Origin of the sequence: Pseudomonas flexibilis (assembly GCF_000802425.1) — a bacterium.
Lineage (GTDB): Bacteria > Pseudomonadota > Gammaproteobacteria > Pseudomonadales > Pseudomonadaceae > Serpens > Serpens flexibilis.
On record NZ_JRUD01000020.1, the window covers coordinates 44,259 to 67,513 of the forward strand.

General features: G+C 66.0%; 28 protein-coding genes. 14 read left to right on the forward strand and 14 right to left on the reverse strand.

Annotation, left to right across the window (positions count from 1 at the left end; translation table 11 throughout):
• The first annotated feature begins 21 nt into the window (after window positions 1-21).
• The 3 genes from SF06_RS13240 to SF06_RS13250 all read left to right on the forward strand — a co-directional run bounded on the left by SF06_RS13240 (window position 22) and on the right by SF06_RS13250 (window position 2,598).
• Window positions 22-867 (forward strand): AAA family ATPase, encoded by an 846-nt coding sequence (locus SF06_RS13240; RefSeq protein ID WP_039561980.1) that lies wholly within the window; start codon window positions 22-24, stop codon window positions 865-867.
• Window positions 868-1,006: 139 nt separating this feature from the next.
• The gene (locus SF06_RS13245) at window positions 1,007-1,399 is read left to right on the forward strand and encodes a GFA family protein (RefSeq protein WP_039561981.1); all 393 of its coding nucleotides are present in this window, start codon (window positions 1,007-1,009) and stop codon (window positions 1,397-1,399) included.
• A gap of 20 nt (window positions 1,400-1,419) precedes the next feature.
• Window positions 1,420-2,598: a vWA domain-containing protein gene (locus SF06_RS13250; protein WP_039561983.1), complete on the forward strand. Its 1,179-nt coding sequence runs from the start codon at window positions 1,420-1,422 to the stop codon at window positions 2,596-2,598.
• 59 nt (window positions 2,599-2,657) lie between these two features.
• On the opposite strand, the gene SF06_RS13255 is transcribed toward SF06_RS13250, so the two are convergent.
• The gene (locus tag SF06_RS13255) at window positions 2,658-2,894 is read right to left on the reverse strand and encodes a hypothetical protein (protein WP_039561985.1); all 237 of its coding nucleotides are present in this window, start codon (window positions 2,892-2,894) and stop codon (window positions 2,658-2,660) included.
• Between the two features lie 126 nt (window positions 2,895-3,020).
• On the opposite strand from SF06_RS13255, the gene SF06_RS13260 reads away from it, so the two are divergent.
• From SF06_RS13260 to tadA, 8 genes are all read left to right on the forward strand, one after another.
• Window positions 3,021-3,488 (forward strand): outer membrane lipoprotein, encoded by a 468-nt coding sequence (locus tag SF06_RS13260; protein WP_039561986.1) that lies wholly within the window; start codon window positions 3,021-3,023, stop codon window positions 3,486-3,488.
• A gap of 293 nt (window positions 3,489-3,781) precedes the next feature.
• Window positions 3,782-6,571, forward strand: coding sequence for a monovalent cation/H+ antiporter subunit A (locus SF06_RS13265; protein ID WP_039561989.1), 2,790 nt, complete (start codon window positions 3,782-3,784; stop codon window positions 6,569-6,571).
• 1 nt (window position 6,572) lies between these two features.
• On the forward strand, window positions 6,573-6,902 hold the full coding sequence (locus SF06_RS13270) for a Na+/H+ antiporter subunit C (protein ID WP_039561990.1): 330 nt from the start codon (window positions 6,573-6,575) through the stop codon (window positions 6,900-6,902).
• Entirely contained in the window at window positions 6,899-8,401 is a 1,503-nt protein-coding gene (locus SF06_RS13275; RefSeq protein ID WP_039561992.1) for a monovalent cation/H+ antiporter subunit D, read from the forward strand. Before SF06_RS13270 ends, SF06_RS13275 begins: the two co-directional genes overlap by 4 nt.
• The gene (locus tag SF06_RS13280) at window positions 8,398-8,901 is read left to right on the forward strand and encodes a Na+/H+ antiporter subunit E (RefSeq protein ID WP_039561993.1); all 504 of its coding nucleotides are present in this window, start codon (window positions 8,398-8,400) and stop codon (window positions 8,899-8,901) included. Before SF06_RS13275 ends, SF06_RS13280 begins: the two co-directional genes overlap by 4 nt.
• A complete protein-coding gene (locus SF06_RS13285; RefSeq protein ID WP_039561996.1) occupies window positions 8,886-9,155 on the forward strand; it encodes a K+/H+ antiporter subunit F in 270 nt (89 codons plus the stop codon). The genes SF06_RS13280 and SF06_RS13285 overlap by 16 nt, the downstream gene beginning before the upstream one ends.
• Before the next feature lie 10 nt (window positions 9,156-9,165).
• Window positions 9,166-9,507, forward strand: a complete 342-nt coding sequence (locus tag SF06_RS13290; protein WP_039561997.1) for a Na+/H+ antiporter subunit G — start codon at window positions 9,166-9,168, stop codon at window positions 9,505-9,507.
• 218 nt (window positions 9,508-9,725) lie between these two features.
• Entirely contained in the window at window positions 9,726-10,202 is a 477-nt protein-coding gene (tadA, locus tag SF06_RS13295) for a tRNA adenosine(34) deaminase TadA (RefSeq protein ID WP_039562000.1), read from the forward strand.
• A gap of 43 nt (window positions 10,203-10,245) precedes the next feature.
• Here the strand turns inward: tadA and cysW are convergent, their stop codons facing one another.
• From cysW to SF06_RS13320, 5 genes are all read right to left on the reverse strand, one after another.
• Window positions 10,246-11,076 carry a sulfate ABC transporter permease subunit CysW gene (cysW, locus tag SF06_RS13300; RefSeq protein WP_039562002.1) on the reverse strand — a complete coding sequence of 277 codons (831 nt, stop codon included), beginning with the start codon at window positions 11,074-11,076 and terminating at the stop codon, window positions 10,246-10,248.
• Window positions 11,073-11,912: a sulfate ABC transporter permease subunit CysT gene (gene cysT / locus SF06_RS13305; protein ID WP_027590891.1), complete on the reverse strand. Its 840-nt coding sequence runs from the start codon at window positions 11,910-11,912 to the stop codon at window positions 11,073-11,075. Before cysT ends, cysW begins: the two co-directional genes overlap by 4 nt.
• 85 nt (window positions 11,913-11,997) lie before the next feature.
• The gene (gene cysP, locus SF06_RS13310; RefSeq protein ID WP_039562004.1) at window positions 11,998-13,011 is read right to left on the reverse strand and encodes a thiosulfate ABC transporter substrate-binding protein CysP; all 1,014 of its coding nucleotides are present in this window, start codon (window positions 13,009-13,011) and stop codon (window positions 11,998-12,000) included.
• 167 nt (window positions 13,012-13,178) lie between these two features.
• Window positions 13,179-13,409, reverse strand: a complete 231-nt coding sequence (locus SF06_RS18365; RefSeq protein ID WP_076380906.1) for a hypothetical protein — start codon at window positions 13,407-13,409, stop codon at window positions 13,179-13,181.
• Window positions 13,410-13,498: 89 nt separating this feature from the next.
• Complete coding sequence (locus tag SF06_RS13320; protein ID WP_027590894.1) at window positions 13,499-13,852, reverse strand: hypothetical protein; 354 nt, start codon at window positions 13,850-13,852, stop codon at window positions 13,499-13,501.
• On the opposite strand from SF06_RS13320, the gene SF06_RS13325 reads away from it, so the two are divergent.
• Window positions 13,851-14,165, forward strand: coding sequence for a hypothetical protein (locus SF06_RS13325; protein ID WP_039562007.1), 315 nt, complete (start codon window positions 13,851-13,853; stop codon window positions 14,163-14,165). The two genes, SF06_RS13320 and SF06_RS13325, sit on opposite strands and share 2 nt — an antisense overlap.
• Window positions 14,166-14,184: 19 nt before the next feature.
• On the opposite strand, the gene SF06_RS13330 is transcribed toward SF06_RS13325, so the two are convergent.
• Window positions 14,185-14,655: a MaoC family dehydratase gene (locus SF06_RS13330; RefSeq protein ID WP_027590896.1), complete on the reverse strand. Its 471-nt coding sequence runs from the start codon at window positions 14,653-14,655 to the stop codon at window positions 14,185-14,187.
• Complete coding sequence (locus tag SF06_RS13335) at window positions 14,652-15,602, reverse strand: alpha/beta hydrolase (RefSeq protein ID WP_039562008.1); 951 nt, start codon at window positions 15,600-15,602, stop codon at window positions 14,652-14,654. Before SF06_RS13335 ends, SF06_RS13330 begins: the two co-directional genes overlap by 4 nt.
• A gap of 390 nt (window positions 15,603-15,992) precedes the next feature.
• Here SF06_RS13335 and fadD1 point away from each other — a divergent pair, with 390 nt between their 5' ends.
• Complete coding sequence (gene fadD1 / locus SF06_RS13340; RefSeq protein ID WP_039562009.1) at window positions 15,993-17,681, forward strand: long-chain-fatty-acid--CoA ligase FadD1; 1,689 nt, start codon at window positions 15,993-15,995, stop codon at window positions 17,679-17,681.
• Window positions 17,682-17,739: 58 nt separating this feature from the next.
• Here the strand turns inward: fadD1 and SF06_RS13345 are convergent, their stop codons facing one another.
• Window positions 17,740-18,021: an Rdx family protein gene (locus tag SF06_RS13345; RefSeq protein ID WP_027590899.1), complete on the reverse strand. Its 282-nt coding sequence runs from the start codon at window positions 18,019-18,021 to the stop codon at window positions 17,740-17,742.
• A gap of 110 nt (window positions 18,022-18,131) precedes the next feature.
• On the opposite strand from SF06_RS13345, the gene SF06_RS13350 reads away from it, so the two are divergent.
• Entirely contained in the window at window positions 18,132-18,416 is a 285-nt protein-coding gene (locus SF06_RS13350) for a hypothetical protein (protein ID WP_039562011.1), read from the forward strand.
• A 146-nt stretch (window positions 18,417-18,562) separates the two neighbouring features.
• Here SF06_RS13350 and SF06_RS13355 read toward each other — a convergent pair whose 3' ends face one another.
• From SF06_RS13355 to SF06_RS13375, 5 genes are all read right to left on the reverse strand, one after another.
• Window positions 18,563-19,813, reverse strand: coding sequence for a mechanosensitive ion channel family protein (locus SF06_RS13355; RefSeq protein WP_039562012.1), 1,251 nt, complete (start codon window positions 19,811-19,813; stop codon window positions 18,563-18,565).
• Window positions 19,814-19,838: 25 nt separating this feature from the next.
• The gene (locus SF06_RS13360; RefSeq protein WP_039562014.1) at window positions 19,839-20,657 is read right to left on the reverse strand and encodes a peptidoglycan DD-metalloendopeptidase family protein; all 819 of its coding nucleotides are present in this window, start codon (window positions 20,655-20,657) and stop codon (window positions 19,839-19,841) included.
• Window positions 20,658-20,836: 179 nt separating this feature from the next.
• Complete coding sequence (locus SF06_RS13365; protein ID WP_039562015.1) at window positions 20,837-22,162, reverse strand: ATP-binding protein; 1,326 nt, start codon at window positions 22,160-22,162, stop codon at window positions 20,837-20,839.
• Entirely contained in the window at window positions 22,159-22,824 is a 666-nt protein-coding gene (locus SF06_RS13370) for a response regulator transcription factor (RefSeq protein ID WP_039562016.1), read from the reverse strand. The genes SF06_RS13365 and SF06_RS13370 overlap by 4 nt, the downstream gene beginning before the upstream one ends.
• A complete protein-coding gene (locus tag SF06_RS13375; RefSeq protein WP_039562017.1) occupies window positions 22,824-23,126 on the reverse strand; it encodes a PepSY domain-containing protein in 303 nt (100 codons plus the stop codon). Before SF06_RS13375 ends, SF06_RS13370 begins: the two co-directional genes overlap by 1 nt.
• Window positions 23,127-23,255: the final 129 nt, after the last annotated feature.

Genomic DNA, 23,255 nt, shown 5'->3' on the forward strand with positions numbered 1-23,255 from the left:
CCCACCGAGGAATTCTTCCCGATGAAGTTCGAAGGTACCCCTTCCTACGTCGCCACCGACGATCTCAAGCTGGCGGTCAATGCCTCCATCACCCTGCAGCGCCCGCTGCTGGTAAAGGGCGAGCCGGGCACCGGCAAGACCATGCTCGCCGAACAGCTGGCTGCGGCCTTCGGCGCCCGGCTGATCACCTGGCACATCAAGTCCACCACCAAGGCGCACCAGGGCCTGTATGAGTACGACGCGGTGAGCCGCCTGCGCGACTCCCAGCTGGGCGTGGAGAAGGTCCACGATGTGCGCAACTACATCAAGAAGGGCAAGCTCTGGGAGGCCTTCGAGGCCGAGGAGCGCGTCATCCTGCTGATCGACGAGATCGACAAGGCGGACATCGAGTTCCCCAACGACCTGCTGCAGGAACTCGACAAGATGGAGTTCTACGTCTACGAGACCAACGAAACCATCAAGGCCCGGCAGCGCCCGATCATCATCATCACCTCCAACAACGAGAAGGAGCTGCCCGACGCCTTCCTGCGCCGCTGCTTCTTCCACTACATCGCCTTCCCCGATCGCGAGACCCTGCAGAAGATCGTCGACGTGCACTACCCGGGCATCAGCAACGCGCTGGTGGCCGAGGCGCTGGACGTGTTCTTCGACGTGCGCAAGGTGCCGGGCCTGAAGAAGAAACCTTCCACCAGCGAACTGGTCGACTGGCTGAAACTGCTGATGGCCGACAACATCGGTGAAGCCGTGCTGCGTGAGCGCGATCCCACCAAGGCCATCCCGCCGCTGGCCGGCGCCCTGGTGAAGAACGAGCAGGACGTGATGCTGCTCGAACGCCTGGCGTTCATGAGCCGCCGCGCTTCCCGGTAAGCGAAAGACGGGCGTAGGGCGGGTTAGCGAAGCGTAACCGCCAGGCTGGCCAAGGCGATAACGCGGCACGAGACGGTGGGTTACGCCGCTGCGCGGCTAACCCACCCTACGTCGGCAACATGGGAGAGGGGACACAGCGATGCATAACGGCAGCTGCCTGTGCGGGGCGGTGAAATACCGCATCGACACGCCCATCGAGGAAGTCACCCATTGCCATTGCAGCATGTGCCGCAAGGCCCACGGCGCGGCCTTCGCCTCCTATGCCGGCGTGTCGCCCGAGGCGTTCCACTTCACCGCCGGGGAAGCCCTGGTCGCCCGTTACCCGTCTTCACCCGGCATCACGCGGACCTTCTGCAGGCGCTGCGGCGCCACCCTGCAGTTCATCGACGACCGCGCCGGGGAAATCGGCGTGGCCGCCGGCACGCTGGATTCGCTGCTGGGCGAGGTGCCCCAGGCGCACATCTACGTGGATTCCAAGGCCGACTGGTACCGCATCCAGGACGATCTGCCCCAGCACAGCGGCGACCTGTGAGTCGCCCATCGAGGTAAGCAATGCTGCTTGGTTTGTTCAATGAAATGCGCGCGGCCAAGGTGCCGGTGTCGGTGCGCGAGCTGCTCGACCTGATCAATGCGCTCAAGCGCAACGTAGTGTTCGCCGACATGGACGAGTTCTACTACCTGTCGCGGGCGATCCTGGTGAAGGACGAGCGCCACTTCGACAAGTTCGACCGGGCCTTCGGCGCCTATTTCAAGGGGCTGGAGGATCTGGACCGGCACATCGAGGCGCTGATCCCGGAGGAATGGCTGCGCAAGGAGTTCGAGCGCCACCTGAGCGAGGAAGAGCGGGCGATGATCCAGTCCCTCGGCGGGCTGGACACGCTGATCGAGGAATTCAAGAAACGCCTGGAAGAACAGAAGGAAAAGCACGCCGGCGGCAACAAGTGGATCGGCACCGGCGGCACCAGCCCGTTCGGCTCCGGCGGCTACAACCCGGAAGGCATCCGCGTCGGCGACGCCGGCAAGCGTCAGGGCCGCGCGGTCAAGGTCTGGGACCAGCGCGAGTACAAGAACCTCGACGACCAGGTGGAGCTGGGCACCCGCAACATCAAGGTCGCCCTGCGCCGCCTGCGCAAGTTCGCCCGCGAGGGCGCGGCCGAAGAGTTCGACATCGACGGCACCATCGACCACACCGCCCGCGACGCCGGTCTGCTCAACATCCAGATGCGCCCGGAGCGGCGCAACACGGTCAAACTGTTGCTGCTGATGGATATCGGCGGCTCGATGGACGCGCACGTGAAGGTCTGCGAGGAGCTGTTCTCCGCCTGCAAGACCGAGTTCAAGCACCTGGAGTTCTTCTACTTCCACAACTTCATCTACGAGTCGGTGTGGAAGAACAACATGCGCCGCACCACCGAGCGCTTTTCCACCTTCGACCTGCTGCACAAGTACGGCGCGGACTGGAAGATCGTCTTCGTCGGTGACGCCGCCATGGCGCCCTACGAGATCACCCAGGCCGGCGGCAGCGTCGAGCACTGGAACGAGGAAGCCGGCTACGTGTGGATGCGCCGCTTCATGGAGAAGTACAAGAAGCTCATCTGGATCAACCCGTACCCCAAGCACACCTGGGATTACACCGCGTCCACCTCGCTGGTACGCGAGCTGACCAACGATCAGATGTTCCCGCTGACCCTGCAGGGGCTGGAGGAGGGGATGCGCTTCCTGTCCAAGTAGGCAGCGGATGCACCGATGTCGCGTCCGGCGGCCAAGGCGTTGCCTTGACCCGCCCGACATCACTTCACTGCATATTCCCCGGCCGCCTGTTCCAGCCAGGTCTGCAGTTGCTTGCGCGGCACCTTGTCCTGCTTGGCCTGCTCCAGCTTCTGCAGCATGTAGTCCCGTTTCGTCGCGTCATCGCCGGCCATCGACAGCGCCAGGTCGCGATCGGCCCAGCGGCGAATGCGCACCATCAACCACCAGTGGAAATACAGCCCACTGGCCGTGGCGATGAAGATGATGAAGTAGTCCATGGCAATCCGACCCCGGCGCAAAAGCCGCTACCCTAACGGAACTGCCGGTCGTCTGGAAGTGACACCCCGGGCGCGGCCCCGGGGCATGCTTCGGAACACGGTGTTTCGGTCAAAGCGGAGGACTCCATGCGTACATCCCTGATACTGATTGCCAGTGTTTCCCTGAGCGGGCTGGTGCTGGGCGGCTGCGCCTCCAGCCTGACCGGCGATACTTACTCGCGCAGTGAGGCGCGTACCGTGCAGCTGGTGCGCATGGGCACCATCGAGTCCCTGCGGCCGGTGCGCATCGAAGGCACCAAGACACCCATCGGCTCGGGCGCCGGCGCCGTGGTTGGCGGTATCGCCGGCAGCGGCGTGGGCGGCGGCCGCGGCAGTGCCGTGGCGGCGGTCATCGGCGCGGTGGCCGGCGGCATGCTGGGCGCGGCGGCCGAGGAGGGCATCACCCGCACCCAGGGGGTGGAAATCACCGTGCGCGAGGATGACGGCAGCCTGCGCGCCTACGTGCAGGCCATGGAACCCAACCAGACCTTCCGGGTTGGACAGCGGGTACGCATCCTCACTGTGGATGGCACCAGCCGGGTGGCGCCGCTGTAGGATCGGGCCGCGGCCAAAGGGTGGACAAGGGAAGCGCTGTTCACCCTGCGGTTTGCAGGGCAGCGATTATTCAGATCCTGTACCGCGCATGGTCCGGTGGTGTGGTTTGCGGGTACGTGATGCCAGGCCGATCGCCGCGTTGTGGCACGCGACTGTTGGCTAATGGCACCTCTGCTAATTGTCTTTTGTAATAAAAAAAGCATGACGGCAATTCTTTGTTTATTTAAGAATGCTGCCGTTTCGCTCTGCGTGGGCGTCGAAAACATCACCAACCGACTCACGAGGTGCGATGGATGATTCTGGCACTTATTCTGCTACTGCCTTTCCTTGGCGCCTTCCTGCCAACCCTGGCCGAGGGGCGCGGCCGTCTGGCCTGCGCGCTGGCCACCGCCCTGGCGCCGGCGATCGCCTTCGGCCTGCTGCTCAGTGAGGCCGGCCGGGTGTTTTCCGGCGAGGCGCTGATCCTCTACCAGCCCTGGCTGACCGAGCTGGGCCTCAATCTCAGCCTGCGTCTGGACGGGCTGGGTTTCCTGTTCGCGCTGATGATCCTCGGCATCGGTCTGCTGGTGATCCTCTACGCGCACTACTACCTGGGCCGTCATGAAGCGGCCGGGCGCTTCTTCACCTACCTGCTGCTGTTCATGGGTGCCATGCTCGGCGTGGTGCTGTCCGAGAACCTGCTGCTGATGCTGGTGTTCTGGGAAATGACCAGCCTGTCCAGCTTCCTGCTGATCGGCTTCTGGTCACATCGCCGCGACGCGCGCATGGGCGCCGGCATGTCGCTGACCATCACCGCCGGTGGCGGCTTCGCCCTGCTGGCCGGCATCCTGCTGATCGGCCACATCGTCGGCAGCTTCGAACTGAGCGACGTGCTGGCCGCGGGCGATCTGATCCGTGAGCATGCGCTGTATCCGCTGGCGCTGATCCTGGTGCTGCTGGGCGTGTTCACCAAGTCCGCGCAGTTTCCGTTCCATTTCTGGCTGCCGCGAGCCATGGCCGCGCCCACGCCGGTGTCGGCGTACCTGCACTCGGCGACCATGGTCAAGGCCGGCATCTTCCTGCTGGCACGCCTGTACCCCGCGCTGTCCGGTTCCGACTGGTGGTTCTACCTGGTCAGCCTGACCGGCCTGTCGACCCTGCTGGTGGGCGCGGTGCTGGCGCTGTTCCAGACCGACCTCAAGGGCCTGCTGGCCTATTCCACCATCAGCCACCTGGGCCTGATCACCCTGCTGTTCGGCCTGGATGCGCCGCTTGCCAACGTGGCGGCGATCTTCCACATCATCAACCACGCCACCTTCAAGGCGTCGCTGTTCATGGCCGCCGGCATCATCGACCACGAGACCGGTACCCGCGACATGCGGCGCATCAACGGCCTGTGGAAGTACATGCCGCACACCGCCGTGCTGGCCATGGTGGCCTCGCTGGCCATGGCCGGGGTGCCGTTGCTCAACGGCTTCCTCAGCAAGGAAATGTTCTTCGGCGAGACCCTGCACCAGAGCCTGTTCGGCGGCTTCAACTGGCTGGTGCCGACCCTGGCCACCGTGGCCGGGATGTTTTCGGTGGCCTATTCGCTGCGCTTCATCCACGACGTGTTCTTCAACGGTGAGCCCATCGACCTGCCGAAGTACCCGCCCCACGAGCCGCCGCGCTACATGAAGATACCGGTGGAGATCCTCGTGCTCCTGTGCCTGGTGGTGGGCATGCTGCCGGCCTGGACGGTGGCCCCGTTGCTGGCCTCGGCGGCCAGCGCCAGCCTCAACGGCCTGCTGCCGGAGTACAGCCTGTCGATCTGGCATGGCTTCAACATGCCGCTGGCCATGAGCACCTTGGCACTGCTCGGCGGCTTGGCCTTGTACGCGGCACGCAAGCCCCTCTACGCCTGGTTCGACGGCTTGCCGTCGTTCAACGCGCTGATGATCTTCGACCGTGCGATGACCAGCCTGGTCAACGTCGCCCGGCGGGTGACCCGCGCGCTGGAAAGCGGCTCGCTGCAGAGCTACCTGACCTGGGTGCTGGCCCTGGCGCTGCTGCTGGTGGTGGTGGCCCTGTCGCCGCTGCGCGTGCTGAGCGGCGAGCTGCAGATGACCCCGCCGGATCCGGTCACCGCGCTGGGCCTGCTGGTGCTGCTGGCCGCCGGGGCGCTGACGGTTGTCTTCCACCTGCGCTACCTGACCGCGCTGGCCATGATCAGCGTGGTGGGCCTGATGGTATCGCTGACCTTCGCTCGCTTCTCGGCTCCGGACCTGGCGCTCACCCAGCTTTCGGTGGAGGTGGTGAGCATCATCCTGATGCTGCTGGCGCTGTTCTTCCTGCCGCTGCGCACCCAGGTGGAAACCAGCAGCCTGCGCGGCCTGCGTGACATGGTGGTGGCCGTTGCGGTGGGCACCCTGGTGGCGGTGCTGGCCTTCGCCGTGCTGACCCGTCCCTACGAGACCATCGCCGGTTTCTTCCTGGCCAACAGCGTGCCCGGCGGCGGCGGGACCAACGTGGTCAACGTGATCCTGGTGGACTTCCGCGGCTTCGATACCCTGGGCGAGATCAGCGTGCTGGCCATTGCCGCCGTGGGCATCTACGGCCTGCTGCATGGCCTGCACCTGCCGCATCCGCGCCGCGACTACCGTGGCCAGCCCTGGTCCACCGACAGCCACCCGATGATCCTCGATGTGCTGGCGCGCACCATCATGCCCCTGGCGCTGCTGGTCTCGGTGTTCATCTTCCTGCGCGGCCACAACCTGCCGGGCGGCGGCTTCATCGCCGGCCTGGTCACCGCGGTGGCCCTCGTGCTGCAGTACATCTCCCATGGCGTGACCTGGGCCGAGTCGCGCCAGCCGTTCAGCTACCACGCGGTGGCCGGCGGTGGTGTGCTGATCGCCGCGCTCACCGGCCTGGGCAGCTGGGCCTTCGGCCATCCGTTCCTCACCTCGGCGTTCGGTCATTTCCACATCCCGTACATCGGCGAGCTGGAACTGGCGACCGCCATGCTCTTTGACCTGGGGGTCTATCTGGCGGTTGTCGGGGCGACGCTGCTGATCCTGTCCAACATCGGCCACGTGAGCCAGGCCGAATGCGAGGAAGTGCTCTGATATGGAAGCTTTGTATGCCATCACCCTGGGTGTGCTGGTCGCCAGCGGCGTTTACCTGCTGCTGCGGGCGCGCATCTTTCCCGTGGTGCTCGGTCTGACCCTGATCTCGTATGCGGTCAACCTGTTCCTGTTCGCCATGGGACGCCTGGTCACCGGCGCGCCGGCCGTCATCGGCAAGAGCACCGAATTCGCCGATCCGCTGCCCCAGGCGCTGGTGCTGACCGCCATCGTCATCGGCTTCGCCATGACCGCCTTCGTGCTGGTGCTGGCCCTGCGCGGCATGGGTGAGCTGCGCAGCGACCATGTGGATGGACAGGAGCCGCGTCAATGAATCACGCGATCATCCTGCCGATTCTGCTGCCGCTGTTCGCCGGTGCGCTGCTGATGTTGCTGCACCGCAGCGGCAAGTCGTTCAAGCGTGCGCTGTCGTTGCTGGCAACGCTGGCGCTGATTCCGGTGACCGCCTGGCTGGTGCTGCTGGCCGGCGACGGCGAGCTGCGCGTCTATGCGCTGGGCGACTGGCGCCCGCCGTTCGGCATCATCCTGCTACTCGACCGCCTGAGCGCACTGATGGTGCTGCTCACCGCTGTGCTGGCCGGCTTCGCCGCGCTGTACGCCAGTGCCGGCGAAGATGAGCGCGCGCCCAATTTCCATGCCCTGTTCCAGTTCCAGCTGGCGGGCATCAACGGGGCGTTCCTGACCGGCGACCTGTTCAACCTGTTCGTGTTCTTCGAGATCCTGCTGATCGCCTCCTATGGCCTGCTGGTCTACGGCAACGGCGCCGCACGGGCGCGGGCGGGCATGCATTACGTGGTGCTCAACCTGCTGGGTTCGTCGTTCTTCCTGATTGGCGTCGGCACCCTGTACGGCCTGCTCGGCACCCTGAACATGGCCGACATGGCTGCCCGCGTGGCCAGCGCCGACTCGCAGACCGCGCCGCTGGTGGCCGCCGCCGGCTTCCTGCTGCTGGTGGTGTTCGGCCTCAAGGCGGCCATCCTGCCGCTGTACTTCTGGCTGCCGCGCACCTACGCAGCAGCCAGCGCGCCGGTCGCCGCACTGTTCGCGATCATGACCAAGGTCGGCCTGTACGCCATCCTGCGGGTGTTCACCCTGGTGTTCGGCAGCGAGGCCGGCGAACTGGCCTTCTATGCCCATGACTGGCTCTGGTGGCTGGCGTTGCTGACCCTCGCGGCGGGTGCCATCGGTGCGCTGGCCGCCCGCAGCCTGCAGGAGATGATTTCCTATCTGTTGGTGATCTCGGTGGGTAGCCTGCTGGCGGTATTCGCCCTGGGCAGCCGTGCCAGCCTGGGAGCCGGTCTCTACTACCTGGTGCACAGCACCCTGGTATGCGGCGGGTTGTTCCTGCTGGCCGATCTGCTCGGCAGGCAGCGCGGCGAGCTGGCCGGTGCGCTGCAGGTCGGTCCGATGCTGCGCCAGCCGATGCTGCTGGGGGGGCTGTTCTTCTTCGGGGCGCTGGCGGTGGCCGGTCTGCCGCCGTTGTCCGGTTTCCTCGGCAAGCTGCTGATGCTGCGTTCGGCCGGCACCGGCGCCACCGCGCTGGAGTTCTGGCCGCTCCTGCTGATCGCCGGCCTGGCGTCGATCGTCACCCTCAGCCGGGCTGGCAACCGTCTGTTCTGGCGCAACAACGGCCAGGCTGCCGAGGGGCCGCTGGCCGATCCGCTGCGCTTGGCCGCCACGGCCGGTCTGCTGCTGGCCAGCGTGGTGCTGGTGATTGTCGCGCAGCCGCTGCAGGCGTACCTGGATGCCGCCGCCGCACAGTTGCTGGACCTGGCGCCTTATCTGCGCATTGTTGAAGGAGGTGAGGCATGACGCGCTTCGCCTGGCTGCCCCATCCGGGGCTGAGCCTGTTGCTCACGGGTGTCTGGCTGCTGCTGACCAACCAGCTCAGTCTCGGTCACCTGCTGCTCGGCCTGTTCCTGGGCTGGGTTATTCCGCTGCTGCTGCGCCGCTACCTGATCTTCGTGCCGCGCGTGCGCAAGCCGCTGAAGCTGTGCCTGTTCCTGCTCAAGGTGTTCTGGGACATCGTGGTCGCCAACCTGCATGTGGCGCGCCTGGTGCTGGGTCCGAAGGAACGGCTGAACCCGGCGTTCCTCGAGGTGCCGATGGTCATCGAGGATGAGTTCCTGCTAGCCACCCTGGCCTGCATCATTTCCCTGACTCCGGGAACGGTCTCCGCCGGGCTGACACCCGACCGCAAGACCCTGCTGCTGCATGCCCTGGACGCCCCGGACATCAAGGCGCTGGTGGCGGAACTGAAGCACCGCTACGAAGCCCCGCTGCTGGAGATATTCGAATGCTCGCCTACGTGATTCCGCTGTGCATGGGCCTGCTCGGCCTGGCGCTGGTGCTGAACATGCTGCGTCTGGTGCGCGGGCCGTCGGTGCCCGACCGGGTGCTGGCCCTGGATACCCTGTACATCAACGGTCTGGCGCTGATCGTGCTGTTTGGCATCTGGCTGGCATCGGACATCTTCTTCGAAGCCGCGCTGCTCATCGCGGTATTCGGCTTCGTCGGTACCGTGGCGGTGGGCAAGCACCTGCTGCACGGCGACCTGATTGACTGAGGGACACACCATGCCTTTCTGGATCGAATTGCTGATCTGCGCGTTTTTGCTGCTGGGCAGCCTGTTCGCGCTCGTCGGCGCCATTGGCCTCTATCGCCTGCCGGACTTCTTCACCCGTCTGCACGCGCCGACCAAGGCCACCACCCTCGGCGTGGGCGGCATCATCATCGCCTCGGTGATCTTCTTCAGTGTGCAGAAGCAGGGCTTGAGCCTGCATGAGCTGCTGCTCACCCTGTTCCTGTTCATCACCGCACCCGTGAGTGCGCACATGCTGTCGAAGGCCGCGCTGCAACAGGGCCTGCCGGCGATGGACAAGACGCGCGGCCGGCGATGGAAGGACGACGGGTTCTGAGGAATCCTGTGCCGGCCGCGCCTACCCGGCCGCGCCAAGAGCTCGCGAATGAATTCGCTCCCTCAAGGCCGCTGCCGGGCTGGTCCGGACTGTCCCTCAAGCGTAGGGTGGACAACGCTGTTCCTGTCCACCATTGACCCCGCACGGCGGCCAGGAAGGCGCTGACCGTCCTACGTCTAATCCCGCTTCAATGTGAAATTTCTTTTTCCGGATTCGCCATGAGCAAGTTCACCCCCGTCATCGACCGCTCGCGCGATGAGTATTTCATGCGCCTGGCGCTGGACCAGGCGCGCCTGGGCGCGGCGCAGGGGGAGGTGCCGGTCGGCGCGGTGCTGGTGCGCGATGGTGAGGTGGTCGGCAGTGGCTTCAACGCGCCGATCAGCCGTCACGATCCCAGCGCCCATGCCGAAATGGTCGCTATCCGCGCCGCCGCCGAGGCGGCGCAGAACTACCGCCTGCCGGGCACGACCCTCTACGTGACGCTGGAACCCTGCAGCATGTGCGCCGGGCTGATCGTGCATTCGCGCATCGCCCGCGTGGTCTACGGTGCCAGCGAGCCCCGCGCCGGGGTGGCGGTGAGCCAGGGGCGCTTCTTCGAGCAGAACTTCCTCAACCACTGGGTGCGCGTCGAGGGCGGCGTGCTGGCCGAGGAGTGCGGGGCGGTGTTGAAGGAATTCTTCAAGGCCAGGCGCTGACGCGCTTCCCCTCTCCCTTGATGGGAGAGGGGCCGGGCGCCGTTCAGGCCGCCTCGGCCCGCGCCATCGCCTGGCGCTGGCGCCATTCCATGAAGGTCTTCAGGAACAGGGTGAGCAGCGCCATGCACGCCAGAAGCGCGGCGGCGGTGAAGGCGGCGGCGGTCTTGTAGTCGTTGTTCAACTGCTCGACCAGCAGCGGCAGGGTCAGGGTCTGGTTCATGATGGTGCCGGACACCACCGACACCGCGCCGAATTCGCCCACCGCCCGCGCGTTGGTCACCACCACGCCGTAGAGCAGCGCCCACTTGATGTTGGGCAGGGTGACATGGCGGAAGATCTGCCAGCCATTGGCGCCCAGGGTCAGCGCGGCGGTTTCCTCTTCGGCGCCCTGGCTCTGCATGGTGGGAATCAGGATGCGCGCCACATAGGGCGCGGTGACGAACACCGTGACCATGACGATCCCCGGCCAGGCAAACATCAGCTGGATGTCACGATCGTAGAACCACTGGCCGACGAAACCCTCGATGCCGTAGATCACCAGGTAGCACAGGCCGGCGACCACCGGCGAGACCGCATAGGGGATGTCGATCAGCGTCGACAGCAGGCGGCGGCCGCGGAAGTCGTAGCGCGTCACGCACCAGGCCAGGCAGATGCCGAACACCAGGTTGATCGGCACCGTGGCGATGGCCACCAGCACGGTGAGCATCAGTGCGTGCTGCATGTAGTCTTCGGAGAGGTTCTGCACCAGCAGGTCCCAGCCGCCGGATAACGCGCGGGTGAAGATCAGCACCAGCGGTACCAGCAGAACCAGGGCGACCACGGCGAGGCCGAGGCCGATCAGCAGCCATTGCTGCCAGGAATGGGGCTTCTTCATTTCTTGCGCTGCCAACGAAGGACGCGACTCTGCACCACCTGCAGGGTGAACAGCAGAATCAGGGAGGCCAGCAGGATCACCGAGGCGATGGCCGCGGCGGCGGGATAGTCGAATTCCTGCAGGCGCACGAAGATCATCAGCGAACTGACTTCGGTCTTGAACGGCATGTTGCCGGCGATCATCACCACCGCGCCGAACTCGCCTAGGCTGCGCACGAAGGATTGCGCGCCACCGGTGATCAGCGCCGGCACCAGCATCGGCAGGATCACGTGCCAGAAGGTCTGCCACTTGCTGGCGCCCAGGGTGTGCGCGGCTTCCTCGAACTCGTTGCCCAGCTCCAGCAGCACCGGCTGCACGGTGCGCACCACGAACGGCAGGCTGGTGAAAGTCATGGCCACCACGATGCCGGGAAATGCATAGGAAACCTTGAAGCCCAGCCACTGGCCGATCCAGCCGTCCGGCACCAGCAGGAAGGCCAGGGTCAGGCCGGCCACCGAGGTGGGCAGGGCGAAAGGCAGGTCCACCAGGGCATCCACCAGCCGCCGGCCGGGGAAGTCGTAGCGGGCGATGATCCAGGCCAGCAGCAGGCCGATCAGCAGGGCGGCCAGGGACGAGATCAGCGCGCCTTGCAGGGTTACCGCATAGCTGGAAACCACCCGCGGATCGCTGATCGCCCGCCAGTATTCCAGCCAGGTGAGGTCACTGACGTACAGCAACAGTGCCGAGATGGGCAGGAGGATCACCAGCGACAGGTACAGGGTGCTGATGCCGAAGCTCAGCCCGAAACCCGGCAGGGTGGGTGCCTGATGAAAGAAGCGCGGAATCGGAAAGGTCACGGGAAATCGCTTGTCGATCGGAAAACAACCGCCGCAAAGGCAGTGCCGCCCGGTGGGGGCGGCACAGTCTAGCGCAGGCGGGACATCAGTTGGGGCGCTGGCTCAGCAGCTGGTCCAGCACGCCGTTGCGGCCGAAGTGGGTCTCGGTGATGGTGTCCCAGCTACCCAGCACGTCGGTGGGGTTGATCAGGCGAACCTTGGCGAACTGGGCCTCGGTGGCCTTGACCACCTCGGGGTGATGAACGCGCAGGTTGTAGCGGGTCAGCAGTTGCTGGATGTCCCGGGTGTACTGGAAATTCAGGTATTCGGTGGCCAGCTTGCGGGTGCCCTTCTGGTCCACCACCTTGTCGACGATGGCCACCGGGAACTCGGCCAGCACGCTCACCGGCGGAATCACGATCTGGTAGTTGCCGGCCTTGAAGTCCGGATGGTTGGCGATGTTGATCACTTCCGACTCGAAGGTCAGCAGCGCATCGCCCTGGCCGTTCTGGGCGAAGGCCACGGTGGCGCCACGGCCGCCGGTGGGGAAGTTCTCCACGTTGTGCAGCAGCTTGCCGACGAAGGCCTTGATCTTGGCCTGGTCGCCGTTGAACTTCTCGTTGGCGAACAGCCAGGCCGCCAGGTAGGTGTAGCGGGCGTTGCCGGAGGTCTTCGGGTTGGGGAACACCAGCTTCACGTCGTCGCGAATCAGGTCATCCCAGCTCCGGATGTTCTTCGGGTTGCCCTCGCGCACCAGGAAACCGATGGTGCTGTAGTACGGCGAGCTGTTGTTGGGGAACTCGGTGGCCCAGTCCTCGTTGAGCAGGCGGCGCTTGGCGAGGATGTCCACGTCGGTCACCTGGTTGAAGGTCACCACGTCGACCTTCTTGCCCTGGATGATGTCCTGGGCCTGCTTGGAGGTGCCGGCGAAGGACTGGTCGATCTTCGGCTCCTCGCCCGTGGTGGCCTTCCAGTGTTCGATGAACTTCGGGTTGATCTCGGCGAACAGTTCGCGTGCCACGTCATAGGACGCGTTGAGCAGCGGCGGGGTCTGCGCCTGGGCGGTGGCGCCGAACAGGCTGGTGGACAGGGCGGTGGCCAGCAACAGTTTCTTGAGCATCGAAAACGTCCTTCGCGCAAGCGGGCAATCGGGAGTGGCCAGGCGGCCGTCTGGGTGGGGATTCTGCGGGATAGCCATATGCTATGAAAATACGGAATTCTCATAGTGATATAGCGATTTCGAATAAGTGCGCGGGGCCGTCAGTTCGGGTCGAGCCGGGGGCATTCTCAGGCCTGCGGAGGCTGGCCGGATTGTTCATCCTCGGGCTTCTCGCCTCTTCCCGGCGTGCCCTGGCCCACATCGCTGGCCTTGTCGTGCAGGCGCTCACCCTGATGGCGCAGATCGCCGACGCGGCCCGGTGCTACGCCGGGCTCTTCGTTCCCGCGGGTCTCCTCCGCGGGCGACGGCTCGGCTTGGGTCGGGGTGTGCTGCGCATGGTGTGGGTCGCCGGTTGCCATGATGAGCGCTCCTGCGGGGCTGCGTGGACGGGCTGAGCAGGGGACCGGAAGGGCGGCGCGCAGGTTCCGGGTATGCGGCGAGCTGCGGCTCAGGGCGCGTGGCTGCAGCGCAGCTCCGCGTATGGCTGGCCGGGCGCGTAATCGCCGGGCACCCGCTCCACCACCTGGGCGCCGGGCGCGATCCGGAAAGGCACCGGTGGGGTGGTCGAGCGCACTTCGGCCGGAACCTGGAACTCGCAGACGACGGTCTGTTCGCCATGGTTGATCACCTTGACCGCCCGGACCCCGAGCAATTCGCCGTCCAAGGCCTGCAGCGGTTTGCCCATCGGCTGGACGTCAATCTGCAGGCCCTCCTGGTGGAGGATGATCTCGGGCTCGGCATTCTGGGCGAACAGGGGCAGGGCGAGGGCGAGGCCGCAGAGGGTGGACAGTGGCCGGAACATGGCGGATTTCCTTGCTGACGAATACCCGCCTTTAGAAGGCTGTGCGGCTGTTGGGTTCGCGCGGGGCGAATTTCAGCACGTGGAGCCTGTCGGTTACCAGGAAGATCAGGCGGCCGCGAGGCGGGAGGAAGTGATGCGAGAGATGCGCTGGGGTGCCGTGATGCTGCTGGGGTTGCTCCTGGCAGCCTGTGGCGACGGGAACGGGGAGCGGGATCGACCTCCCGCAGCGCCGGCCATGCAGCCGGGCAACCCGGCCGCCGAAGGGGCGGATCGGCCCGACCTGCATGGGGAGGAAGCCGGGACCGAACGCTGACCCCGGCGTAACCGACCCGTCAGCCGATGCTGATCGGCGGCAGTTCCGGCAGGGTCACGGTCTGCTGGCTGCGCGGGGCCAGGATCTCCGCCTCGCCGTCGACGACGATCTCGTCCCGCTGGTTGACCACGCGGGTGCCGATGCGTACGCGGAACTTGGGCAGTTTCTCGAGGATTTCCAGCTGCACGGTGAGGGTGTCGCCGAATTTCACCGGGCGGGTGAACTTCATGGTCTGGCCCAGGTAGATGGTGCCGGGGCCGGGCAGGGTGCAGGCCACTGCCGCGCTGATCAGTGCGCCACTGAACATGCCATGGGCGATGCGCTCCTTGAACATCGTGCCGGCGGCGAACTCCGCGTCCAGGTGCACCGGGTTGCGGTCGCCGGACATGGCGGCGAACAGCTGGATGTCCTTCTCACCGACGGTCTTGCTGTACGTGGCCTTCTGGCCGACTTCGAGCGCCTCGTAGGGAGTATTGGTGAGTTGGGTCATGCGATCTCCTTGGGGTGGCAGGACTGCCGGTTGGCCAGGGCGGCCTCCAGCCAGTCGAGCAAAAAGGCTATGACATCCGCGCGGTTCGTTTCGTGCAGCAGTTCGTGGCGGGCGTCGGGGTAGAGCTGAGCGCTGACGCGTTCCAGGCCGGCACGGCGCAACGCGTCGACAAGATCCAACTGACGCCGTCCGTCACTGACCGGGTCACGCTCGCCGCCGATCACCAGCAGCGGCAGGTCGTGGGGGATTTGCGCCAGGTTTGCCACCGGCGTGATCTCCAGCAGGCCGCCGAACAGGTCGATCCACAACTGGTTGGTGCAGCGAAAACCGCACAGCGGATCGGCCAGGTAGGCGTCGACCGAGGCGGGGTCGCGGCTCAGCCAGTCATGGCGAGTGCGGTTGGGACGGAACGCCTTGTTGAAGGCGCCGAAGGTCAGCCATTCCAGCAGCGCGCTGCGTCCATGCCGGCCCTGGCGCCAGCGTTCCAGGCGTGCGACCAGGCGTCCCAGCCGATAGAGCGCCGGCGACTGGTAGTTGGAGCCGGACAGCACCGCGCCGGCGAAGCCTGCGCCATGACGCAGCAGATAGGCCTGCGCCAGGTAACTGCCCATGCTGTGGCCGAACAGGAGCAATGGGACCTGCGGATGGCAGGCGCGCAGGTGCAGTTCGAGCTGGTGCAAATCCTCGAGGACGCGCCGCCAGCCGTCATGGTCGGCGTAATGGCCGAGCAGGCCCTGCCGCTGACCGGTAACGCCGTGGCCGCGCAGGTCCGGTGCGTAGAGCGCAATGCCGCGCGCGGCCAGCGCCTGGCCAAGTTCGGCATAGCGCGCGCCGTGTTCGCTCATGCCGTGGATCAGCAGCAGCGCAGCGCGCGGCGGCTGGTCCGCGCTCCACTGATTGACCTGGAGGGCAACACCGTCGCTGGCTGGCAGGGTAAAGGTGCGCATGGCGCGCGCTCCGCTGAATAAAGACACGCATTGTAGGTAGGCTGCCGAACGCTGCCCAGCCCGAGGGTGTGCGTGCTGTCCCGCAGTTTGCGGTTTGCGCTCCGCCGGCGGGCTGCTACCTTGCTCCGGGTCATACCGGATGGCCTGTTGCAGGGGTGCCGGCGGGCGAAATCCGGCGGCTGCTGCGGAGGCTGCATCTCGTGACTGAATGTCAATTCTCAGTCATTAACGAGACTGCAAGGCTTGATTTTGGCTATGGATGGCCTTTTGCAAAGCTGATACTCTCGCGGCGCTTAGGGGCTCTGCACCGGGCTCTCGGCCACCGAATAATATCAACCAACCGTCACTGCCGACGGTGAAGACAAGCTGTAGCTTAGGAGTGGGCTTTCCATGACCGAACATTACTGGAAGGACAAGTATCCGGCAGGCGTGCCTGCGGAGATCAATGCCGATGCGTTTCCGAACATCCAGGCCGTTCTGAAAGAGTCCTGCCAGCGCTTTGCCAACAAGCCCGCGTTCAGCAATCTGGGCAAGACGCTGACCTATGGTGAGCTCTACGAGCTTTCGGGTCGCTTCGCTGCCTGGCTGCAGCAGCACACCGATCTGCAACCGGGCGACCGCATCGCCGTCCAGCTGCCGAACGTGCTGCAGTATCCCGTGGTGGTGTTCGGCGCCATGCGTGCCGGCCTCATCGTGGTCAATACCAACCCGCTGTACACCGCGCGGGAAATGGAACACCAGTTCAACGACGCCGGCGCCAAGGCGCTGGTGTGCCTGGCCAACATGGCCCACCTGGCCGAGGAAGTGCTGCCGAAGACCGGCGTGAAGCACGTCATCATCACCGAAGTCGGCGACATGCTGCCGCCGCTCAAGCGCCTGATCGTCAACGCCGTGGTCAAGCACGTGAAGAAGATGGTGCCGGCCTACCGCCTGCCACAGGCCGTCAAGCTCACCGACGCCCTGGCCAAGGGCAAGGGCGTGCCGGTGCGCGAGGCCAACCCGGGCAACAGCGAAATCGCCGTGCTGCAGTACACCGGCGGCACTACCGGGGTGGCCAAGGGCGCCATGCTCACCCACCGCAACCTGGTGGCCAACATGCTGCAGTGCAAGGCACTGATGGGCGCCAACCTGGGCGAGGGCTGCGAAGTGGTGATCGCGCCGCTGCCGCTGTACCACATCTACGCCTTTACCGTGCACTGCATGATGCTGATGCTGACCGGCAACCATAACGTGCTGATCACCAACCCGCGCGACCTGCCGGCGATGATCAAGGACCTGGGCAATTACAAGTTCACCGGTTTCATCGGCCTGAACACCCTGTTCGTGGCCCTGTGCAACAACGAGGACTTCCGTCGCCTGGACTTCTCCAGCCTGAAACTGACCCTTTCCGGCGGCATGGCCCTGCAACTGGCCGCCGCCGAGCGCTGGAAGGAAGTCACCGGTTGCGCCATCTGCGAAGGCTACGGCATGACCGAAACCAGTCCGGTGGTGTCGGTCAACCCGGTGCAGAACATCCAGGTCGGCACCATCGGCATCCCGCTGCCCTCCACCCAGTGCCGCGTGATCGACGACGAAGGCAAGGTGCTGCCGTTCGGCGAGCGCGGCGAGCTGTGCGTCAAGGGCCCGCAGGTGATGAAGGGCTACTGGCAGCGCGAGGAAGCCACCCGCGAAGTGATGGACGCCGAAGGCTGGCTGCGCACCGGCGACGTGGCGATCATCCAGGACGACGGTTACATGCGCATCGTCGACCGCAAGAAGGACATGATCCTGGTCTCCGGCTTCAACGTGTACCCGAACGAGCTGGAAGACGTGCTGGCCACCCTGCCGGGCGTGCTGCAGTGCGCGGCCATTGGCGTGCCGGACGAGCGTTCCGGCGAGACCATCAAGATGTTCGTGGTGGTCAAGCCGGGCGCCAGCCTGACCAAGGAGCAGGTGCTCAAGCACATGCACGACAACGTCACCGGCTACAAGCGTCCCAAGCTGGTCGAGTTCCGCGACAGCCTGCCGACCACCAACGTCGGCAAGATCCTGCGTCGCGAGCTGCGTGACGAAGAGCTGAAGAAGCTGGCCAACGCCTGATTGCTTCCTCCGCATCCACATAACCCCGCTTCGGCGGGGTTTGTGTTTTTGGGGAATGTCAGCGGTCGTTGTGTCCCAGGTTGCGCTGCGGGTCGATGCGATCACGCACGCGCTGCTTGAGCTCCTTGGCTTCCGGGAAGCCACCGTCGGCCTTGCGTTCCCAGATCTGCTCGCCGTCGCAGGTGATGCGAAACACCCCGCCGGTGCCTGGTTCCAGGCTGACCCGGCCAAGGTCGTCGGCAAAGGTGCTGAGCAGCTCCTGTGCCAGCCAGGCGGCTCGCAACAGCCAGTGGCACTGGGTGCAGTAGGTGATGACGATTTCCGCTTTCGGCCGCTGCATGGTGGTTACCTGTAAGAGGGAGTGGCGGCCAGTTTACCGCCGCCACGGCTGCGGCGAACCGCTGGCCACTGGTCTATAGATAGGGGGAATCCAGCAGGGAGGGCCATCCCATGAAAGGCGCCGAAGCCTACGTCAACGACCAGTGGAATACCTGCGGGCTGACGCATCTGCCCAGGGATGCCTGCGCGCTGCTGGTGCAGCTGCACTTCATCATTCCGCGCGATACCCAGTTCACCAGTTTGCTCAACGATATCAGCGCCGTCTGCCGGCGGCACCTGCAGGAAGCCTACCCCGGGCGCAGTGTGCATGCCGACCCGGTGGTGGGCTCGGTGGTGGGTGATGGCAGCGGTGACGGCATCACCCTGCGCTTCCACGTCGGGCCGGCGCAATCGTAGGCTGGTCAACGCATGGCGTTCGTAGCCGGCACGGCGGGTTCGGCGGCCGGAAAAGCGCCGACCGCCCTACCGGCCAATCGCGTGCCTCAGCGTAGGGTGGTCAACGCAACGCGTTGGCCACCGTCTCGCGTCCTGCGCCGACCGCCTTACACCGGTAGGGCCTTGCGTGCCGGGGCCTGTGTAGCCTCGGTCCAGGCGCGCAGATCCGCGCCGCCGGGGTTCTGGAACACGCGCAGGCCGAACTCGGGCAGGATCGCCAGCATGTGGTCGAAGATGTCCGACTGGATGCTTTCGTACTCGGCCCAGGCCACCGTGTTGGTGAAGCAGTAGATCTCCAGCGGCAGCCCTTCCGCGGTGGGTGCCATCTGGCGCACCAGGAGGGTCATGCCCTGGTGGATCCCCGGGTGGCTGCGCAGGTAGCGCTCCACATACGCACGGAAGGTGCCGATGTTGGTGACACGCCGGGTATTCACCGGCTCGCGACCGGCTTCGGCCAGCTTGGCGTTCCAGTCGTCGATCTCGCGGCGCTTGTTGACCAGGTAGTCCTGCAGCAGGTTGAAGCGATACAGCCGCTCGCGCTCCTCGCTGTCCAGGAAGTGGATGCTCTGCTCGTCGATCAGCAGGCTGCGCTTGATGCGCCGGCCGCCTGACTCCTGCATGCCACGCCAGTTCTTGAAGGGGTCGGTGATAAAGCGCTTGGTCGGGATGGTGGTGATGGTCTTGTCCCAGTTCTGCACCTTAACGGTGTGCAGGGCGATATCGATCACGTCGCCGTCGGCGTTGAGCTGGGGCATCTCCACCCAGTCGCCGACGCGCACGATGTCGTTGGAGGTGATCTGCACGCTGGCCACCAGCGACAGCAGGGTGTCCTGGAAGATCAGCATCAGGACCGCGGCCATGGCACCCAGGCCGGAGAGCAGGATCAGCGGCGAGCGGTCGATCAGCGCGGCGATCACCAGGATGGTGGCGATGGCGTAGATGGCGATCTTCACCACCTGCAAATAGCCCTTGATGGGCCGGCGCTGCGCATCCGGGCGGCGCTGGTAGAGGTGGTTGACGATATTCAGCGCGGCGCCCAGTGCCAGGGCCACGGTGAGAATGATGAATCCCGCGCAGACGTTCTGGGTGACCGTGACGGCAGCCTGGGGCAGACCCGGCACAGCATTCACACCGCCGGTGATGATCAGCGCCGGTACCACGTTGGACAGTCGGCGGATCAGCCCGAAGTCGTCGAAGGCGCCGGTCTTCAGCAGCGAGTACAGGCCGCGCACCAGAATGCGCTTGACCAGCCAGTTGGCAATCGCCGCCACCAGCAGCAGTGCGCTACAGGCAACCAGGGTTTGCAGTTCGGGATGGCTGCGCAGCCAGTCGAGCCCTAAGGCCAGCTCTTCTTGCATGTGAGTCTCCAGGTGAAGGGTGTAATCAGGGGCGGTAGGCGCCGATGAAGATGGCCGGATCGATGCGCACATCGTTGAGGCTGACGTTCCAGTGCAGGTGCGGGCCGGTGGAGCGGCCGGTGCTGCCCACCTTGCCCAGCACCTCGCCGCGCGCCAGGCGCTGGCCGACCGTCACATCGATGGCCGAGAGGTGGCAGAACATGCTGATCAGCCCGCGGCCATGGTCGACGAACACTGTCTGGCCGTTGAAGAAGTAGTCGCCGACCAGGATCACCTCGCCAGCGGCGGGCGCCTTCACCGGCGTACCGGCCGGTGCGGCGAAGTCCAGGCCCGAATGCTGATTGCGCTCCTCGCCGTTGAAGAAGCGCCGCAGCCCGAACGGGGAGGACAACGGGCCGTCCACTGGCCGGTCGAAGTACAGGTTGCTCGGTTGGAAGGCGCTGAAGCGCCGGTACGCCTCCTGCTGTTCGGCCAGCTCGCGGCCGATCCGCGCCAGGGCTTCCGGGCCAGGGTTGACCTGTTCCTTGTTTTTCAGGGTGATGTGCTGCTCGCGGTAAGTGCGTGCGCCGACCTCGAAGCTGCGCGGCTGGCCATCCACCAGCAGGGTCTGCGCACCGGCGGGCGTTTGCAGCGGCACGCCGACGATGGCGATCCAGCGCCGGCCGTCCTCGCGAATCACCAGCGCCGGCTTGTCCTGGTAGCTCACCTGGGGCGCGTGCGGAGCATCGCCCAGGTCAACCACGGCGACGCCCCCGGGGACCGGTTTATCGAGCAGGCGGGAAAGAAAGCCTTCGGCATGCGCCGGCAGGGCGAGGCAGAGCAGCAGGGTCAGCAGAGTGCGCATGGGAACCTGTGGGAAACAACGAACGCGGGGGACTTTATCATGGCTGCGGATGGCAGGCCGCTGCAGCCGCCCAAGCGGACTCGCCTTTTGTGGGAGCGGACTCGTCCGCGAGCTTCCTGCAGGCATCCATCAAAAGCGCGCGGATGAATTCGCTCCGACGGGACAGCAGCGGACCGCTCCTACCGTCCTGGTGAGACGGCGGACAGGCGGATCTCCACGCGCAGCCCGCCCAGCGGGCTGGCCTGCAGCTGCCATTCGCCGCGCCAGGCGCTGATGATGTCGGCGACGATGCCCAGTCCCAGTCCATGGCCCTCCAGCCCCTCGTCCAGGCGGGCGCCGCGCTGGCAGACGGTATCGCGGCGGTCGACAGGAATTCCCGGGCCGTCGTCGTCGACGCGCAGGCGGTAGCCATCCGGCAGCGTCGCGATGCCCAGGCGAACCTGGCTGTGGGCCCACTTGCAGGCGTTGTCCAGCAGGTTGCCGAGCAGCTCCAGCATGTCCTCGCGTTCCCAGGGCAGGTGGCAATCGGGCGGGGCCTGCCAGTCCAGTTTCAGGTCGCGGCGATGGATGGCCGCCAGGGTGGCGAACAGTGCCGGCAGCTCCTGCGCGCAGTCGAAGCCGCCGCCCGCCTGTCCCTCGCCGGCCAGGCGGGCGCGGCTGAGTTCGCGGGACACCCGCTGGCGAATCTGGCCCAGTTGCTCCTCCAACTGCTGGCGCAGTGCCGGCTGGGCGGCCAGCGCCTCGCTGTCCAGCAGGCCGGTCAGCACTGCCAGCGGCGTCTTCAAGGCATGGCCGAGATTGCCGATGGCATGGCGCGAGCGTTTCAGGGTCTCGTCGGTCTGCGTCAGCAGATGGTTGATCTGCGTGACCAGCGGCTGCAGTTCCTGCGGCACGTGGGTATCCAACTGGGCGCGGCGTCCCTGCTGCAGCTCGGCGATCTGCGCGCGGGCGCTTTCCAGCGGGCGCAGGGCGGTGCGAACCGCCAGGCGCTGCAGCAGCCCGAACGCCAGTAGCGCCACGCCCAGCAACGTCAGTCCACCGAGACGGACCTGTTGAAAGCTGTCGAGGATCGGGGTGTAGTCGTGGGCGACGCTGATGTGCAGGGGCTGACCGCCGCGCCGGTAGGCGGCGCGGTAGACCAGCAGACGCTGGTCCTGCGGCCCGTCGACCAGTTCGGGGTGCAAGCCGTCCTGCGTGGGCCAGTCGAGATCGCTGTCCCACAGCGAGCGGGAACGCCACTCGTGGCTGTCGCTGTCGATGCGGAAGTAGTGACCGGAGAATGCCCGCTGATAGCGCGGGCCGAGGCGCTGGCTGTCCAGCTGCAGGCCGTTGGCTCCGGGAACCAGAGCCACCAGCAGGCCTTCGGTCTCCTCGCGCAGGTCGGTCTCCATACTGCGGCGCAGGCCCGCCTCGAACAGCCACAGGCTGGCCTGCAGCAGTATCAGCCCGACCACCAGCAGGGCGGCGATCAGGCCGAGGCCCAGACGGCGCTGCAGCGAGTTCATGGGCGCGTTCCGAAGCGGTAGCCCTGGCCGCGACGGGTTTCGATGATCTCGCGCCCCAGCTTGCCGCGCAGGCGGTTGACCAATACTTCGATGACGTTGGAGTCGCGCTCGGTTTCGCCGTCGTACAGGTGCTCGGCCAGCTGGGATTTGGACAGCAGCTGGCCGGGATGCAGCATGAAATAGCGCAGCAGGCGGAACTCGCCGGCGGTCAGCGCGATGCTCTGGCCGTCGCGCCGGCATTCCTGGCGCGCCTCGTCCAGCTCCAGCCCACCGGTCGCCAGCAGCGGCTGGTTGGCCAGGCCGTGGGCGCGACGCAGCAGCGCCTGGATGCGCAGCAGCAGTTCCTCGGGATGGAAGGGTTTGGTCAGGTAGTCGTCGGCGCCGGCCTTCAGGCCGTCGATGCGCTCGGCCCAGCTGTCGCGGGCGGTGAGGATCAGCACCGGCGTGGCCAGGCCCCGCGCGCGCCACGCGCGCAGCACGTCCAGGCCGGGTTTGCCGGGCAGGCCCAGGTCGAGCACGACCAGGTCGTAGGGTTCGCTGGCGCCCTGGTACTCGGCGTCACGGCCGTCGGCCAGCCAGTCGACGGCGTAGCCGTGGCGTTTCAGATCGGCCAGCAGCTGATCGGCCAGCGGCACATGGTCTTCCACCAGCAGCAGGCGCATCAGTCCTCCTTGTCCTCAAGCAGGGCGCCGCTGGCGGCGTCCAGTTCGATGTCGCGCACCTCGCCCTGGCGGGTCAGCAGTTCCAGCTCGTAGATGTAGCGGCCATGCTCTTCCTCCAGCTCGGCTTCCAGCAGGCGGGCGCCGGGGTAGCGCTCCAGCAGCGGTTGCATGAGTGCATCCAGCGACTGGATGGTCCCTTCGCGGCGCAGGCGCAGGGCTTCATCCTGGTTCAGGTCACGACCGGCCATCGCCGGCGTGGCGACGAGCAGGGCAGCGAGCAGCAGGGGCAGGGGGCGTGGCATGGCAAATGACTCGTGTGAGGGAAACGTCACGGCCGCCGCGCATCGTAGGGTGGATCACGCTTCATCGATCCACCATCGCGCCGGCCAGGCGCGGTCGGCAGACGCGCCGTTCCGACGCGATGGTGGACA